The sequence below is a fragment of the Corallococcus sp. CA053C genome (assembly GCF_003611675.1).
In the GTDB taxonomy this organism is placed as follows: domain Bacteria; phylum Myxococcota; class Myxococcia; order Myxococcales; family Myxococcaceae; genus Corallococcus.
Genome location: NZ_RAWA01000002.1, coordinates 1 through 17,092, shown reverse-complemented (window position 1 = coordinate 17,092; position 17,092 = coordinate 1). Strand labels below are relative to the sequence as shown.

At 71.5% G+C, this 17,092-nt stretch carries 11 protein-coding genes; 1 reads left to right on the top strand and 10 read right to left on the bottom strand.

Annotation, left to right across the window (positions count from 1 at the left end; translation table 11 throughout):
• Window positions 1-9: 9 nt before the first annotated feature.
• The 10 genes from D7V97_RS00425 to D7V97_RS00380 form a co-directional block, all read right to left on the bottom strand.
• Window positions 10-1,161, bottom strand: coding sequence for a bestrophin family protein (locus D7V97_RS00425; protein WP_120608578.1), 1,152 nt, complete (start codon window positions 1,159-1,161; stop codon window positions 10-12).
• A gap of 145 nt (window positions 1,162-1,306) precedes the next feature.
• The gene (locus tag D7V97_RS00420) at window positions 1,307-3,538 is read right to left on the bottom strand and encodes a hypothetical protein (RefSeq protein ID WP_120608577.1); all 2,232 of its coding nucleotides are present in this window, start codon (window positions 3,536-3,538) and stop codon (window positions 1,307-1,309) included.
• Between the two features lie 142 nt (window positions 3,539-3,680).
• A complete protein-coding gene (locus tag D7V97_RS00415; protein ID WP_147444623.1) occupies window positions 3,681-4,214 on the bottom strand; it encodes a hypothetical protein in 534 nt (177 codons plus the stop codon).
• Window positions 4,186-7,002: a hypothetical protein gene (locus D7V97_RS00410; protein WP_147444622.1), complete on the bottom strand. Its 2,817-nt coding sequence runs from the start codon at window positions 7,000-7,002 to the stop codon at window positions 4,186-4,188. Before D7V97_RS00410 ends, D7V97_RS00415 begins: the two co-directional genes overlap by 29 nt.
• Before the next feature lie 238 nt (window positions 7,003-7,240).
• Window positions 7,241-8,527 carry a hypothetical protein gene (locus D7V97_RS00405; RefSeq protein WP_120608574.1) on the bottom strand — a complete coding sequence of 429 codons (1,287 nt, stop codon included), beginning with the start codon at window positions 8,525-8,527 and terminating at the stop codon, window positions 7,241-7,243.
• Window positions 8,528-8,686: 159 nt separating this feature from the next.
• Complete coding sequence (locus D7V97_RS00400; protein ID WP_120608573.1) at window positions 8,687-10,210, bottom strand: FAD/NAD(P)-binding protein; 1,524 nt, start codon at window positions 10,208-10,210, stop codon at window positions 8,687-8,689.
• A gap of 137 nt (window positions 10,211-10,347) precedes the next feature.
• Window positions 10,348-11,187: a sterol desaturase family protein gene (locus tag D7V97_RS00395; RefSeq protein WP_120608572.1), complete on the bottom strand. Its 840-nt coding sequence runs from the start codon at window positions 11,185-11,187 to the stop codon at window positions 10,348-10,350.
• Between the two features lie 25 nt (window positions 11,188-11,212).
• A complete protein-coding gene (locus D7V97_RS44000; RefSeq protein WP_147444621.1) occupies window positions 11,213-12,214 on the bottom strand; it encodes a sensor histidine kinase in 1,002 nt (333 codons plus the stop codon).
• A 261-nt stretch (window positions 12,215-12,475) separates the two neighbouring features.
• The gene (locus D7V97_RS00385; RefSeq protein WP_368668855.1) at window positions 12,476-13,363 is read right to left on the bottom strand and encodes a hypothetical protein; all 888 of its coding nucleotides are present in this window, start codon (window positions 13,361-13,363) and stop codon (window positions 12,476-12,478) included.
• A 348-nt stretch (window positions 13,364-13,711) separates the two neighbouring features.
• Window positions 13,712-15,100: a serine/threonine-protein kinase gene (locus D7V97_RS00380; RefSeq protein ID WP_120608569.1), complete on the bottom strand. Its 1,389-nt coding sequence runs from the start codon at window positions 15,098-15,100 to the stop codon at window positions 13,712-13,714.
• Between the two features lie 212 nt (window positions 15,101-15,312).
• On the opposite strand from D7V97_RS00380, the gene D7V97_RS00375 reads away from it, so the two are divergent.
• The coding region (locus D7V97_RS00375) for a PAS domain S-box protein (RefSeq protein ID WP_233582424.1) at window positions 15,313-17,092 on the top strand (1,780 nt) is incomplete at its 3' end.

The window sequence follows — 17,092 nt, the reverse complement described above, 5'->3', positions numbered from 1 at the left end:
GGCCTGCTTTCAGTACAGCAGGCCGTCCTTCGGTTGCAGGGGCGGGGGCAGCTCCGCCTCGCCCAGCATCTGCCGCAGGTTGATCTCGATGGTGCGGCACAGGGCCGTCATGGGCGTGTCGCTGACGCCGTCCTCGAAGGGGTCCTCCACGTCGCGGCCCACCGCGTCCATGGCGATGAAGAGGAACGCGATGATGGCCGTGACGAGCGGCGTGAGCACGCCCAGGTCCGCGACGACGCCCAGGGGCAGCATGGTGAGGTAGGCGCGCACCATGGCGTGCGGAAGGATGTCGTACTGGCGGGGCAGGGGCGTGTTCTTGATGCGCTCGCACGCGCCCAGGGAGTTGGTCAATTCGGTGAGCGTCTCGTCCATGGCCACGCGCAGGTAGACCTTCTCCGCGTGCTCGATGTCGCTGTAGACGCGGCGCATGCGCGTGGACATCCACAGCAGGATGGCGGCGGGCACGTTCTGCTCCTCGCGCAGCGCCTCCAGTACGGACGGCCGGAAGAACGACAGGAGCTCCGGGAAGGGGTCCTGCCGGCGCAGGTGGCAGCGGAGCGCGTTCACGAAGCCGATCTGCGCGTAGACGAGCTCGCGCGCGTCCTCGGTGATGCCCTCGTACACGCCGGTGATGATGCCCCGGGGATGCCCCCCCTCGGGCGGGTGCTCGAAGGTGGCCAGGTTCGCGCGCGGGGCGCCCGGCTTGCGCAGGTCGCGCGCCTTGCCGAACGGGTCTCGCACCGCGCCGTCCCCCACCTGGGCCCAGGCGGGCGCCAGCGCGGGCCCCTCCGGCTCCACCGCCATCCGGACCAGCCGGGACGCGGCGGAGGGCGTCTCCACGGTGCCGTCGCTGCGGTGGGAGCGGGGCGCGGGCAGGAAGGTGATGACCTGCCGGGCCAGCGTGCGCGAGGAGTTCACCAGCCCGCCCCAAATCGTGCGGGCCTCCCACCAGCGCTCGTAGGCGGAGTTGTTGCGGAAGGCGAGCAGCACGCCCAGCGCCGCGGCCAGCACCGTCACCGGCAGCGCGGGCACCGACAGCCACTTCCAGCCCAGCACCTCGTAGCCCAGGGCGATGGCCAGCGCGACGATGACGTGGACCACGACGGGCCGCCCCGTGTAGCGAAGCACGATGCGCCAGGACAACATCCGACCGACGATCATCGCGCGGGCCCTCCCTGCCGGGAGAACGCCCGGTGCGGGCTGGATGTAGTGCCGCGCTCGCGGAGGGGCAATGCGACGCGTCACCTCCGCATCCACCGCGGGGTTCCACACGCCACGGGAGCGTGCGGAACCCGACGGACGGAGCTCAGGCCCGCGACTTGGAGAAGACGATGCTCGTGCCGGTGTCCGGCACCGTCACGGTGAAGGTGCGCTCCACGGACGCGAGGCCATTGCCGCCGCGCGCCGCCAGCTCCAGGAAGAACGCGCCGGAGGCCTTCAGGTGGAAGGACTGCGCCCACGACTGCGACAGGGCCTTGAACGCACCGGCGAAGACGGACGGGGAGCGCTGCTCGTTGTTGCGCAGGTCCAGCAGGCCCGCGCGCAGGTCGCGCCACTTGGCCACCGTACCCGGGTTCTTCTGGATGACTTCCGCGAACGTGAGCATGCCGTTGCCCAGCAGCCCTTCTGTGTGCGCGAAGAGGCCGACGAGCGGGTTCGTCTTGAGGTGCGCGGCCACCGTCTTCGCCGCGTCGGCCGCGGACCAGTTCTGGTCCAGGTACGCCCGCCACAGGGGCGCGTAGACCGTCTCGCGCACGGTGGGCCGGTCCCGGCACGGCACGGAGTACCAGGGCAGCGCCCGGGCCAGCGCGCGGGAGAAGACGGTCGGCGCGTCGGGATCCGCCGCGTGCTGGATGACGTCGCGCAGGGTCCGGTTGTCCAGCTTCAGCTCCACCCGCGTCTCCACGGCCTTGCCACCCGAGGCCTCGCGGATGCGACGCATGACCTCCTCCTCCTCGGCGTCGTCCAGCGCGCCCCAGATGATGGCCTCGTCCACGGCCTGGCGCAGGTCGTCCTCGCCGCGCTTGCGCGCGTCGTGGCGCAGGAGCAGGTACAGGCCCAGGTCGAAGTCCGCCACGGTGGGCGACTTGCGGAACTCGCCCATGTCCGCCTTGAAGTCCGCCGTCCAGAACGCGTCCGGCGTGAGCAGCGCGCGCGTGTAGCTGCGCACGCCCAGGAAGGAGATGCGCTGGGGCGCTTCCTTCTCCAGGCTGTTGCGCTGCACCACCTGGGTGAGCTGGCGCTCGTCGTTGCCGCCCAGCGACCACTTCCCCAGCTTCAGGGAGAAGCCCCACGCCTGCGACTCCTTGTTGACCTCCTTCAGGAGGCACTGCTCCAGCGCCATGCCCTCCGCCTGCATCCGCTGCATCGCGCCGGCCATGTTGCCGCCCACCAGCAGGGGGTGCAGCACGCGGGCCTGCGCGTCGGTGCACACGGTGGACAGGAGCGTCGTCTGCTCGCGCAGGCGCAGGTATTCGTAGCGGAAGCCCGCGGAGAACTTCGCCTCCGCGAGCGCCTGGACGCTCGTGCGGGCATCGCCGCGCAGCTTCTCCCACGCCTGCCGCAGCGCCGTGGGCTGGGCCTCCAGCTCCTGGAAGCCCAGCCGGTCCAACACGATGCGCAGCACCTTCGACTCGGCGGCCGACAGGGTGTGCGTCTCCAGCTTCGTCATCAGCGATTCGAAGGTGGCGAGCGGCACCGACAGCAGCCCTTCGAGGACGTGCTCCACCTGGGCGACGACGCTGGATGCGTCAATGAGGTTCGCCTCCACGTGGAGGTCCGCCGTCACGCCCGCCTCGCGCGCCACGACCTTCTTCACCTGCACGCGCACCCGGCCCGCTTCGGGGCGGGAGAAGATGACGGCGTAGTCGTCCACCACCTTCACCTTCGCGGACACGGTGGCGCCCGCCTTCGCCTCGAAGGAGAAGAGGGAGCTGGCGGACAGGAGCTTCGTCAGCGCCTGGAGGTTGGTGGTGTAGACGTCCGTCCAGTCCAGCGTCGCGGTGACCGACAGCTCGCCGCGCGCCTGGAAGGAGAAGGCCTCGCCCACCCCCAGCGTGTCCAGCGACGCCGTGAGCAGCGGCAGCCGGAGCACTCCCGCGTCCGCCTTCAGCGCGGCGCGCGCGTTCGTGTCCTGGGTGTGCCGGTGGTAGTCCGCCAGCAGCACGCGCACGTCCCCGTTGGCCGAGAGCGCCACGTAGGGCAGCGGGAAGCCGACCTCCGCCTTCACGCGCGTCTCCACCGCGTACTTGAGCCAGGCCTGGTCGCCTCCGAAGACGAGCGCCGGGGCCAGCTGCGTCGCCGGGTCTCCGGGCTCACTGCCCACCACGCCCGCCGCGTCCACGTCCGACGGAGCGTCGTAGCCTTCGATGAACCCCTTGGCCGACACGTCGAACGCGAACGTCAGCGGCCCCAGCTTCTCACCGGCGGGCAGCGCGTAGCTGGCGCCCGGCAACTCCACGCGGATGTCGGAGCCCTTGAGCGGGGCGTCCGGCAGCACCTTCGACACTTCGTCCAGCAGCACCAGCTTCCAGGCCATGACGGAGTCCTCCCCCTTTGCCTTCAAGGAACGGCCCCATCGTACATGGCCGTCCCGACGTTGGAGGTGGGACGTGAAGCGGGCGCGAGCCCTTCCCCGTGAAGGGGAAGCGCCCGCGCCCGGAGTCAGCACGGCCCCAGACTCAGGGCAGCATCTGGCGGGTCAGCGTGGCCGGACGGGTGGAGCGCGTCTGGGCCTCGTTGCCCAGCCAGGCCACCGTGACCTCGTTCGCGTCCTTGAGCGACGTGGCATCCGGCAGGAAGACGAAGAGGCGGTCGGGCGGCACCGCCCAGGTGTCTCCCACGCGCTCGCCGTTGAGGTAGATCTCCGGCGAGGACGAGCGCTCCAGCGAGCCCAGGGGCTCCTGGGTCTGCACCTCGATGGCCACCGGATCCGTCGCGCGGGCGAGCAGGGCCGGCCCGGCCATCCGGGTCAGCTCGGCGTCCCCCCGCACCTTGCGCGCGGACACCCGGAGCACCTCCACCGGACGGGCCGCGTCCGGTGACGTCGGCTCCGCGCGGATGGGCGCGGGGGCCTGCGCGGTGGGGGCTTCGGCCGGAGCCGTCGCGGGGCGCTCGGCGGCGCCCTTGGACTCCTCCGCGCAGCCCGTCAGCGCCAGGCAGGCCGCCGCCACGAGGAAGAGACGGCTAGCGGGAGAATTCGACGTCGTCGACATAGATGTCTCCAGTGGAAGGGCTGGTGAAGCGCAGGCGCACGGTGTCGATGTTGGTCAGCGTCACCCCGTTGCCGTTCATGATGAAGGTATGCAGCGGGATGCGCACGGTGGTCAGCACCGTGTGCAGGACGATGTTGCCCGGCCGCACGTACGGCTTGGGGATGACGTCGAACTGGGAGGTGGAGGTGGCCTTGACGGTCGCTCCCGTGGCCAGCTCCACCCGGAAGTCCTGGGTGCCGCTGACGGGGTTGGACGCGGCGGTCGTCTGGGCCACGCGGAAGGACAGCACCTCGTAGCCCGTGGTGTCGCGCTGGGCCACGGGGACCGTGAACGTCGCGGTGGCGGTGTTGCCCGTCCAGGTGGCGCGCAGGACGCTGGTGCTGTGCGGCGCGGGGTTGCTCGCGGTGATCAGCGTGAGGGGCCCGGCCGACGTGAAGCCGACAGCGGAGCCGCTGTTGAGCCGCGTGTGCGAGTTCTCGTGGTGCGTCGCGTAGATCTTGAAGCCCGCGGTGGACGGGAACGTGAGCTGGCCGCGCATCATGTCCGCGTAGACCGACTCGTTCTTCAGGTAGATGCGCGTGAAGGCGGAGAGGTACGCCTCACCGATGCGCTGCTGGTTGGGCGCGGTGATGTAGTCGTTGCGCGTGCTGGGCGAGTCGTCGCCGTCCGCCGCCCACACCGTGTTGAAGAGGTTGTGGCTGGCGCCGTACACGTCGATGGAGCTCTTGGTCCCCAGCGCCCGGTCGTAGATCTTCGCGCCGGAGAGCGACGTCACGTCACCGTCCGCGGCGGGCAGGATGACGAAGTAGGGCACGCCCGCGGGCAGCGTGTAGAGCTGGCCGTCCACCGGCGCGATGGAGGACACGGAGTTGATGTTGAACGCGGTGTTCTGCATGTACGCGGACACCGACGCCTCACCGCCGCGCGAGTGGCCCGACACGGAGATCTTCGTCATGTCCAGCTTGGCGTTGAAGCGGCCGGCGAAGAAGTTCGGGTAGGTGGTGTACGTGGCGGCGTTGTTGAGGTGCGACCACAGCTCCAGGTGCTTGAGGATGAGCTGGCCGCGCTCGGGGATCCACTGCGGCACGGAGCCGGACAGGTCATACGCGTCGATGGAGACCGCGATGATGCCGTTGCTCGCCAGCGTGTCCAGCAGCCGCATGTAGCCCTGATGGTTGGGCACGCGGTTGGTGCATGCGGCGTGGGTCTGCGAGTTGTAGCAGATGCGGTGGTTGCCGTGCTGGATGACGAAGAGCGGGAAGGTGCCCGCGGCGACGGCGGTGCCCACGCCCGCGGCGACGGCCGGGTAGCGCACGACGGCGCGCAGGTCGACGTTGGAGGCGCCGCCCATGGTGGGGAAGTAGTCGTCGACGGAGTAGCTGTCCTGCCCGATGGGGTAGGTGCCCAGCGCGTACGGATCCTTCGCCACCTGGAAGCCAATCTGGTTGGCGCCGTCCAGGAAGTCGACGGTGTCGTTGTAGTTGCCGTCGGTGGCGTAGTCGCCGGGCGTGTTGGCCACGGTGGAGCCGAAGTCCACGACGACGTCGTACGAGCCCTTCACGAGCGGCGGATACCAGATGACGACGTCGGTGCCGTTCACGCACCCCGCCTTCACCTGCTGGATCTCAATGCCGCCCGACACGTCCACGAGGCTGGTGTTGAGGGCCCAGCCCGGCACGGTGCGGTGGTTCACCACGTAGTAGGCCGCCCAGGTGCCGCCGGGGTGGGCGGCGGGCACGTAGGTGGGATCCACCGCGCCCCACACCGGGTCGGCCGTGTCCGCGAAGGAGTCGGCGAACTCGAAGTAGGGGAAGCTGCCCAGGGGCCGGCCCGCGAGGTCCATCGTGGGGCCGCCCACCGGGTAGATGAGGTAGAGCACCACGCCGGTGTCGATGCCGTAGGACACGACGTCGCTGGCGCTCAGGACGCCCGTGGGCGGGTTGAACAGGGGGCGGCGCGCGATGATGTCGTAGACGCCACGGCGCTGGAAGGTGGCGCTCCACGCCGGGATGGTGAAGCGGCCGGAGGCGTCGGTGACGACCTTCTTGGGGGCGGAGGCGAAGCCGTCACCCGTCACGTCCGCGAAGGCGTCGCCGTCGCGCCACGCGCGCTGGTTGGGGACGATGGAGACCTCCACCGTCTCGTTGCCCCGGAAGCCGGAGCCCGTCACGTACAGGTCGCCCCGGCCCGTCTCATGGGCGTTGAGCAGACAGCCTTCGGCGGTGGACGGATAGACGCGCGGGGTGGCGCCCACCTTGATGGGGAGGTTGAACGCGGCGACCGGTTCGCCCACGGGCAGCTGCATGGGCGGAATCTTCCCGGTCTTGTCCGCCGTCACGGCCTGCGCGGTGACGAGCAGCGTGCGGCCGTCGAGCGCGGCCTGGGCGCGCTCGAAGCTGGGGAAGCGATAGGCCGACTGGGGCGGGGCCGCGCGCTCCGGGCAGCCCACGACGCCAGACTGGAACCAGAGGATGTGCGGCGCGAGCGCACCCTTGGCGTCCGTCGTCGCGCGCGCGAAGCCGACGGCTTCCTTCAGCGTGGGGATGCGCTCCGCGTCCACCGCGAAGCGCAGCTCGTAGACGGTGTTGGGCTCCAGCCCCTGGGCGCCCACGGTGAGCGAGTCGCCCACGGCCAGGACGTCGATGGGCTGCCCGCGGTCGTCCACGGGCGTGAAGATGGCGTTGGCGGACTGGATGAGGTTGGGAGGACTGCCCTTCGGATTCGTGCTGCCCAGGGCCGCGGTCGAGAACGCGGTGAGCAGCACGAAGGGCCATGCGAGACGTTTCACGGAACCTCCGATGCGGGGAAGGAACCGGCTGTGAACGTCTCCGGTCCCGGTCATGGAGTGACAACGCCTCCGCTGCACTCGCGGTGCCATGCGAGGACGGAGACGCCCGCTTCGAGGAGGGACGAAGGCTGGAGGGTCGTGGCGGGAGTCAGGACTGTAGCCGGTAAGGCCACAACTCATAGCCATTCAGGCTACAACCGCATTCACGGCAAAACTGGAATATTCCTGGGGGCCGGACTCAGGGCTGTTCGCGGGCCTGTTCGGGGCCCGGCGCGGCGTCCGCGGTGATGCGGAGGGCCTCGGGCGTCAGGCCCCGCACGCAGGAGCGGATGACGGCCTGGTTCGCGTCCACCGGCTCCAGCACGAGCGAGGACGTCTTCGTGGCGAGCGCCCGGGGCCACTGGCCCTTCTCCGTCCGGGTCGCGTCCACTTCGGCCAGGGCGATGAGGGCCTCGGAGCGCAGCGCGCGCAGGTCGAGCAGGTCCGCGTCCTCGGCGGCCTGGCGCATCCACGGGGCGTCGTCGTGGCGCAGGCCCTGCTCGTGGTGCTGGGCCTCCAGGGCCTCCAGCGCGCGGCGGCGCGAGTCCGGCGGTTGATCCACCACGGCGCGCAGGCGGTCCGCGTCCGTCACCCACTGCCGCCACTGGCGCCGCCGGGACAGGGCGCCTGGAAGCGCGGGCGCGTCCAGCCACGCGGGAGGCAGCTCGGCGCGGGCGTCGTCGGACAGCAGGTCGCGGAAGGTGGTGAGCTGCGCGGCGACGGACTCCTCGTGCAGCGAGAGGGACACGGGCGGGAAGCCTTCGTGCAGCCGGGTGAGCTGCGCGGTCGCCTTGCGCTTGCGGGGCACGGAGGCCGCGTCGAGCGCGTCCGCGCAGGCCCGCCACGTGCGCCCGTAGCCGTACGCGGACAGCCGCTGTCCCACGAGTCCGCCGCCCAGGGCCAGCTCCCGGCTGAGCGCGAGCGCGTCCACGCAGGTGTCCACCGCGGCGTCCGCTTCACCGCGCGCCACCAGCAGCCGCGTCTCCAGCGCCGCCTGCTCCACCACCCGGCGCAGGGCCTGGGCCGCCGCGTCGCGTCCAGCCACGTCCGGCCCGGACAGCGGCCGCAGCTCCTCCGGCAGCCCGCCCGACTCCGCGTGGGTGGCGGCGAGCACCTGCCGCATCAGGGGACGGTCCTGCTCCAGCGCCTCGCGGCACGCGGCGGGCAGCTCCGTCACGAGCGAGCGTCCCTCCGTCACGGCCTCACAGCGCGCGGCGTCTTCCTCGGAGAGGGGCGGGAGGTCGCGCGTCCGCCGCAGCAGGGCGGGCAGCAGCGACGACACGGCGGTGCCGAAGGTGCCGGGCCGGGTGGGGGTGACGTGCGCCGGACGCGGGTGCTCCGCGTGCGTCAGCGTGTTCACCTCGTGCAGGAGGCGCGCTTCGAGCGCATCGGTGCGCAGGTGCTGGTACGCGAGCGCCCCAAGGCACGCGAGGACGATGAGGAACACGCCTCCCATGAGGGTGGGGATGGGGCGCTTCAGGGCCATCAGGATGGGACTCCGGGAGGGGGGCGCGAATGTCGCACGAAACCCCAGGCCCGACACCCTCTCGCGAGGAAGCCCCACCGCCCTTCCAGCAGGGGAGCCGGCCTTCAGGTCATGGCGCCTGTCAGGTCCGCTACCGGGCAGGCGTGCGCGCCGCGTTTCTCAGGAGGAGGCGGCGGGCGCGGTCTCCGACGCGGTCCGCGCGGTGCCCAGGTGGCGCAGCAGGTGGTCCGCCAGGTCCCTCGCCTGGGTGCGGATCTCCGGCACGGCGGTGGTCTCCCAGAGGTCGCCCCGGCGCGGCGGGCCCAGGGTGAAGAGGTGCGGTGAGGGCTTGCCGCGCGCGTCCAGCAGCGCGCCGTCCCCGGCCGTGGACAGCCCCATGCCCAGCGAGTCCGCGCGGGCCTGCCCCGCCTCCAGCAGGCCGCGCAGCAGCGGCTGGCTGCGGGGGGAGAGGCTCGACTCCGGACCGGTGCAGTTGACGACGTGGCCCACGCGCAGCACCTGGGGCTCACGCTGACCCCGGGGGCGCAGGCGGACCGCCACCGCGTCCGGCTCCAGCTCGAAGCCGAGCACGCGGCCGGCGTGCAGCACCAGCCGCCCTTCGCGCCGCCAGAGGTCCAGCGTCTCGCCAATCTCCGGCGCCATGCGGTGGCGGTGCACCTCCCAGTGCGCGCGCAGGTGGCGCAGGAAGCGCTGGCGCTCCGCGGCCGTGAAGCGCTGCCACAGCGGCGTCGTCACCGGCCGCAGCGCATCCACCGCCGCGCGCCAGTCCGCGCCCGCGGCGACCTGCGCGTCGACCTCCTGGCGCATCGCGCGCAGCACGTCGCGGATGCGCAGCGTGCTGAAGGGCACCGCGCCCTCGTCCGGCGGGGACGCGGCGTTCGTGGCCGTCTCCGCGTCGCGACAGCGGTCCATCTCCCGGCGCACCGAGCGCAACAGTTCGCGGATCCGCAGCGGCTCCGCGGCGGCGGGCGCCTTCGCTCCGGACGCGCGGTGCACGTGCGGCAGCAGGCCATGCCGGGACAGCGCATGCACGGGGCCCCGGTGGCCGCGCTCGCCCAGCGACAGCACCGTGTCCACCATGGTGAGGCCCGCACCGATGAGCAGCACTGACTCCTCGGGCCCGATGCCCTCGAGCGCTCCGGAGGCCCACGGCGAGCGGTGGTAGCGGGGGCTCGCGTACAGGCCGCCGTCGGGGACGCGCAGGTCCGCGGGCAGCGCGTTGCCCAGCGCCAGCACCACGCCGCGCGCCTCCAGGCTCGCGCCGCTCGCGAGCGACAGCTTCACGCCGTCGGCCGTGTCCACCGCCGCCGTCACCTCGTCGCGCAGTGTCTGGAGCTGGACGCCCGGGGCCGCCCGCTCCGCCGCCTCCTGCAGCACCGACTCCAGGTACTGGCCATAGCGGCGGCGCTCCGCGAAGGCGGACGGGAGCGTGTCCGGCGCCGTGGCGCGCAGCCAGCGCAGGAAGTGCTCCGGGTCCTCCACCCATGCGCTCATGCGGCCTGCCGGCACGTTGAGCAGGTGGCGTGCGCTGGTGGTGGAGTAGGCAACCCCGCGTCCAACACGCTCCCCCCTCTCCACCAGGGTGACGCGCAGGGGCGAACGGGCGCCGCGCAAGAGACAGGCCGCCAGCAGCGTCCCGCTGGCACCCGCACCGATGATGATCACGTCCTGCCGGAAGTTCACCGCACGATTGTAGGGCCGGGCCCTGCGGATGCCATCCCTTCCAGGTACGAGCGCCCCGCACTCCTGCTCGTCAGCCGACGCCTGGATGGCCCCGGCGAAGCCTTGTGCCCACCGTGGGACGTGGGGGCGCCGCGGACCTACCGCGTCCCGGACACCCCGGGCACGGCGGAGGCAACGGGGACAGGCGCGGGTGCGAGCGCCCCGGGCAGCCGCTCCCCCATGCGCGTGAGGCCCTCTGCGTCGCGGGCCCGGGCATGCACGCGCGGGTAGTCCTCGAACGCGGTGCCCAGCCACCGGTCCAACACCACCGTGAAGAGGCCGTAGTGCCCCTGGTAGCGCGCGTGGTGCATCGCGTGGAACGTGGGCGTGAAGAAGACGCGGCCCACCCAGGACGTCACGAAGCGCCGGGGCAGCCACTCCGTGTTGCCGTGCCCCAGCGCGTTGAGGGCGTAGTTGGTCACCATGTACGCCAGGATTCCGACCTGCGTGCCCGGCATCAGGTGGAGCGCCGCGAAGTGCAGGCCCAGCCCGCCGCCCGTCAGCACCAGCCGCTCCACCACGGAGAACGACAGCGCGGTGAGGGGCTCCGTCACCTGCGCCACGTGGTGCTGCGCGTGGAAGCGGTAGAAGCGCGGCAGGTGCAGGAGCCGGTGCGTGACGTAGAACCAGACTTCAAAGCCCACGAACATCCACGCGTACGTCCCAAGCGCCGTGGACAGGCGGAACGGCGCCAGCAGGGGCCCAGTGTAGTAGCGCAGGCCGGTGATGAGCACCGCGTCCGTCAGCACCACGCCCGCCGCGGCCCACGCCTCGCTGCGCAGCTGCCCTTGGGCCCACTCCCGCCGGTACACCCGCAGGCGCTCCGCCGCCCGCGTGCGCCACGCGAGCCAGCCCAGGGCCACGGTCAGCAGCTTCACCGTCCCGGAGATGAGGAGGACCAGCAGGGCCAACATCGGCAGGGAGGGATTCCACGGCATGCCAGAGGCTCCTTCAGGTGCTCCGTCAGGTCCAGTCGGCCTGCGCGCGTGGGGACTGCATGAAGGCGCCCGCCACGGGCAGGCACACGCGGAAGATGCTGCCCTGACCGGGCGCGCTCTCCATCGTCAGCGTCCCGCCCAGCGAGGTGACGATGCCGTGGCACACCGCGAGCCCCAGCCCCGTGCCCACGCCCAGCGGCTTGGTGGTGAAGAAGGGGTCGAAGATGCGCTCGCGGTGCTCGGGCGCGATGCCGCAGCCGGTGTCGCGCACCTCCACCAGCACGTGCCCGGGCTCTCCGGGGCGGGCCACCACGCGCACCTCGTTGCCCTCCGCGTTGCCCGGCGGGATGGACTGCGCCGCGTTGAGCAGCAGGTTGAGGAACACCTGGCCCAGCCGTGAGCCGTTGCCCTGCACCGGCGGCACGCCGTCGCACTCCACGACCAGGCGCGCGCGGTGCCGCAGCTCGTGCATGGCCATCTTCGCCGCCGTGCGCACCACCGACGCCAGCTCCGCGGGGCCGCTGCCCACGTCCTCCGCGCGCGACAGCGTCTGCAGGTCGCGCACGATGAGCCGGATGCGCTCCGCGCCGTCGCGCGTCTCCGCCAGCGCCTCCAGGATCTCCTGCCGGTCCTGCTCCGACAGCCGCTCCTTCTGCTGCAGCTCCTGGTGGATGTACTCCAGGTTGCTCAGGATGAAGGCCAGCGGGTTGTTGATCTCATGGCCCACGCCCGCCGCGATGCGCCCCAGGGCGATGAGCCGGTCGGCGAAGAGCAGTTGGGCCTGCGTGGCGTGCAGCTGCTCCAGGCTGCTGGACAGCTTCGCGTTGGCCGACTCCAGCGCCGCGGTCCGCTCGCGCACCGTCTCTTCCAGCAGGCGGTTGTCCGCGTGGGGCGCGCCCCGTCCGGAACGCAGGCCCCCATGGATGCCGGAGCCGTGCCCGCCGTCGAGCCCGGAGAACGCCTCGCGCAGCGTGCCCCGCCGTCGCGTCAGCGCCGTCAACCGCTCGACTTTCGCTCGTAACGTCATCGCGGCCCGCTCCACCACCCGCGCCCGTCACCGCTCCTCGTCGCGGTGGCGCGAAGGGCATCCAACACCGCTCACCCCCGACGGGCAAGGTGCGCGGGGTCGCGCCGCTGTTGATTCGACAACGCTCGGTTCACGCCCTGTCACCGTTCCTTCCACGGCTCGGGCGCGCGGTGGACGGCGACGCACGCCCGGATGCTCGGGCACGGGCCTCCGGGGGAAGGCCGTGCGTGCCCGGTGCCTGGGGAAGGACTCAGGGGTGCATCAGGAGCAGGTGCCGCAGTCCGCCTTGCAGCTGTCCGCGGTGAGGCCGGTGCCGCAGTGCTCGGTGAACTGGCAGGTGCCGTCGCCGCAGCGGTACAGCTCCTGGGGCTGCACGCGCGTGGTGACGGCCGGGTACGTCTTCCCGTTGTACGTGCACTGCGTGAAGTAGGGCTGGCTGGGGTCCGCCTTGGTGCAGAACTGCGAGCAGCTGCCGAGGTTGGTGATGGGCGCGCAGGTGTCCGCCTTCAGCGTCAGGCCGCACGCGCGCGTGGTGCTCTCCGTCGAGGAGAAGTCGCGGTCCCGCGCCGCGAAGAGGCCGTCCGTCGTGAAGAGGTTGCCGAAGAAGCAGGCCTCACGCTCGCTGAACGTCGCCAATTCCTGCGTGGAGTAGGGCAGCGGCGCGCCCGCGGCGGTGCGGCCCAGCACCGACAGCGAGATGTGCAGGCCGAACTTGTTCGCGTGCGCCGCGAGGCACGCGCTCACCGCCTGCTGCTCCACCTCCGTCGCGGGCAGGCCCGACGCCCAGTTCGGCGCGAGCCCCAGGTTGCCCTGCCACGTGAAGCTCGCCCCCGTGGCGGCCTGCACGAAGGTGCGCGTCTGCCCGGCGGGCACCGCGCACTTCACGATGTACGCCATCAGCGTGGGCGCCGTGGCCGCGTTCGAGTTGAACCAGTCGTTGAAGCCGTTCGTGGACAGGCCATTCGTGGACAGGCCATTCGTGGACAGGCCGTTGGTGGAGAGGCCATTCGTGGACAGGCCATTCGTGGACAGGCCGTTGTCCGCCGACTGGGCCTGATCCACCGCGGCCCAGGCCGCCGCGTCCGGGGCGTCTTCCAACGCCGCGCCGCCGCAACCCGCCAGGGCCAGCAGGGCCCCCGTCAGCAACACCGCCCTCAGGGGTGGGAGTGAGGCACTCCGGTTCCACCACGTGCTGCATCCACTTCCAGGCTGAAAAGCAGGGGTGAGGCGCATTTGGGGGCTCCCGCTCAAGGGAAGTCGGACGACCGACCTCCAGAATGTCAGGTAGTCCCGGCATTCACCTAGAAAGGTGCCGGAACTGTCAGACAGGGGAATCCTGACGGATTCACGATCGGAAAGAAATACGTCGCCTTCAAAAAATTATGGTGTGGGTCCAATTATTACGCAAGCCGATGTCAGCCTTTGTAGGGATTGGGACCACAGAAAATGCGGGAGCGCGGAAGCGGGGGGAGGGGGAGGCACAGCGGGAAAGACGACTCAATGCGGGGGATGGCTCTCAAGTAGCAGCGAGGCGGGGCGAGTGACGGCGAAGCCACCCGGGTCTCTTACGTTCCAGGTTGCCACATGCGTCACCGGGCCGCCTACCACCTCGGCCTCGTCGGCCTCGCCGCGTGTCTCCGCCTCACCATGGTGGAGACAGAGGTGGACGTGGGCGTGGGCGGCTTCCGCCAACCGCTGGGCCTCCGCGTGCAACTCCCGCAGGGCCTTGAGCGTGGCGGCGGGCGCGGTGTCGGAGGAGAGGGGCCGCACGCCCAGGAGGGCGGTGCCGGTCTGGAGCGCCAGGAGGAAGCCGCGCGTGCGCAGGCCCTGCTCCAGCGTGTCCAGCACCACGGCGAGCGCGGCATAGGTGTTGTCGTCGTCCAGGTCGGTGGCGGGCAGCACCACCTCCGCGTGCACGGCGAGCACGTCGCGTGTCTGGCCTTCCACCTGGCCGGGCTCCTCGGCGGCCTCGCGCAGCGCGGTGAGGAAGGCGCTCACGCTGGGGTAGCGGCGGGAGGCGTCCTTGTCCAGGCAGCGCAGCACCACCGCGTCCATTCCGGGGGACACCGGCGCGCGGACGCTGGGGCGCGGCGGCGGGGCCTCCAGGTGCATCCGCTCCAACTCCAGCCGGTCCTCGGACTGGAACGGGTAGCGCCCCGTCAGCAGCTGGTGCAGGAGGACGCCCAGCGCGTACACGTCCGTGGGCGGCCCGATGCGGCCTCCGCGGAACTGTTCGGGCGCCATGGCGTGCGCGGTGCCCAGGCGCTGGCCGGCGGTGGTGAGCCCCTCCTGGCCGGGCTCCTGCTGGATGAGCTTCGCGATGCCGAAGTCGAGCAGCTTCAGCCGGGGCTTCTCCCCCTCCTCCACGACGAGGATGTTGCTGGACTTCAGGTCGCGGTGGACGACGCCCGCGCGGTGCGCCGCCTCCAGCGCGCCGCAGATGGGCTCCAGGTAGGCCAGGGCGCGCGACGCGGACAGCCGCCCGCGCTCCTGCACCACCTGGCTCAGGGTGCGCCCCGACAGGAGCTCCATGACGTAGTAGGGGCTGCCGTCCGGCATCAGGCCGAAGTCGTACACGTCCACGATGTTGGGGTGGTGGATCTGGTTCACCACGCGCGCCTCGCGCACGAAGCGCTGGAGCATCTCCCCCTGGTCGGCCAGGTGCGCGTGCAGCACCTTCACCGCGGCCAGCCGCCCCAGGATGCGGTGCTCTGCCTCATAGACGCTGCCGTGGCCGCCGGCGGCCAGCATCGACTTGAGAACGTATTCGCCCGCGAGCGTGCCGGGGCCGCGCTCGGAACGGATGGGTGTGTCGAGCGCCTTGTCCGTGGCGTTCGCGGCCGCGCGCGCCTGGATGCGGAAGGTGCTCTCGGAGTCCGCCGCCATGAATGGGCCCACCCTACCATCCACCGGGTGGGTCGCGGGGAAGCGCGCCCGGCTGCTCCCCTGCTTGCTCGTTTGCCCGTTCACCAGCAGTCAGCCCTCCCACCCTCCAGGTGGAAGGGACGTTCATTGGAGGCCGTTGGGGTATGGTTGCTTCCCGGGCCGAGGCTTCAGGCCCTCACGGAGCGCGGCGTCATGCACGACAGGCGGCGAGGATGTTGCCGGCCCGAGCGCAGGAGAACGCCGGGGGGCTGGCATACATGATGACGTTGTTGGACGAGCTCACGACCTGCGCGGGCCAGTCGGTGACGGCCCCGTCCTCGACCGGGGCGTGCCTCATCCTCATCAGCACCACGACGCCGGCGGCCATCGGCAAGGCGTACCGGCTGGAGCCGGGCGAGCACATCATCGGACGTGGCTCGGAGGCGGAGGTCCGCATCGACGACCACGGGGTGTCGCGCAAGCACGCGCGCATCCGCCGTGCCGCCGACGGCACCTGTCACGTCACCGACCTGGAATCCACCAACGGCACGTTCCTCAACGGCCTCCCGGTGTCCACCGCGGAGCTGCAGGAGGGCGACCGGCTCCAGGTGGGCACCGTCACGGTGTTCCGCTTCTCCCGGCGCGAGGTGCTGGAGCAGCGCGAGGAGCAGCTGCGCCAGGCGCTGTCCGCGGCGCGCGTGGGCATCTGGGATTGGAACGCGAAGAGCGGCCAGGTGACGTGGAGCGAGCACGTGGACCGGCTCCTGGGGCTCGCGGTGGGCAAGCTGTCCGGCCGCGCCATGGACCTGGAGGAGGTGGTGCACCCGGCGGACCTGCCCAGGCTTCGCGCGGGGCTGGCGACGGCGCTCCAGCAGCGGTCGCAGGTGGACGTGGAGTACCGCATCGAGCCCGCGGGCAGCGGCTACCGCTGGATTTCCTGCAAGGGCGACGTGCTGCTCGACGCGGCGGGGCAGCCCGCGCGGGTGACGGGCACGGTGATGGACATCACCGCGCGCAAGCAGGCGGAGCAGGAGCTGCACCGGCAGGCGCTCATCTTCGAGAGCATCTCCGACGGCGTCGTCATCACGGACCTCGCGGGCGGCGTCATCGACTGGAACACCAGCGCGGAGCGGATGTTCGGCCGCAGCCGCAAGGAGGCCATGGGGCAGACGCTCTTCAGCGTGCTGCACCCGGGTGAGCCGGACCGGCTGACGGGCGCCATCCTCACCGCGCTGGAGGTGCACGGGCGCTGGTCCGGAGAGCTGGAGTTCCGGCGCGACGACGGCATGGCGTGCGTCTGCGAGTCGGTGGTGGTGCCGCTGCGCGACGCCGAGGGGCGCATCATCGCCAACATCATGGTGCACCGCGACCTGTCCGAGCGCCGGCAGCTCCAGGCGCGGCTGGTGGTGGCGGACCGGCTCGCGAGCGTGGGCACGCTGGGCGCGGGCGTGGCGCATGAGATCAACAACCCGCTGGCCTACATGCTGGTGAACCTGCACCTCATCCGCGAGGGGCTGGACAAGCTGGAGACGCAAGGCGCGCCCGCGGAGCCAGTGGCCGCCATCCAGCAGCTCGTGCGCGAGACGACCGAGGGCGCCGAGCGCATCGCCACCATCGTGCGGGACCTGAAGGTCTTCGCGCGCGGCGAGCAGGAGTCGCGGCCGATGCCGGTGGACGTGCGCCGTTCGGTGGAGCTGGCGTGCAAGATGGCGGACAACGTCATCCGTCACCGCGCGCGGCTTGTGACCGAATTTGAACCGGTGCCCGCGGTGGAGGCGAGCGAGGCGCGGCTGTGCCAGGTGTTCCTGAACCTGCTGCTCAACGCGGCGCAGGCGATTCCGGAGGACCCCACCTCCGTCACGGAGCATGAAATTCGCGCCATCATCCGTCAGGGCGAGCCCGGCCGGGTGGTGGTGGAGGTGCGCGACACCGGCGTGGGCATGACGCCCGAGGTGCTGGGGCGCATCTTCGACCCGTTCTTCACCACCAAGGCGGTGGGGGTGGGCACGGGGC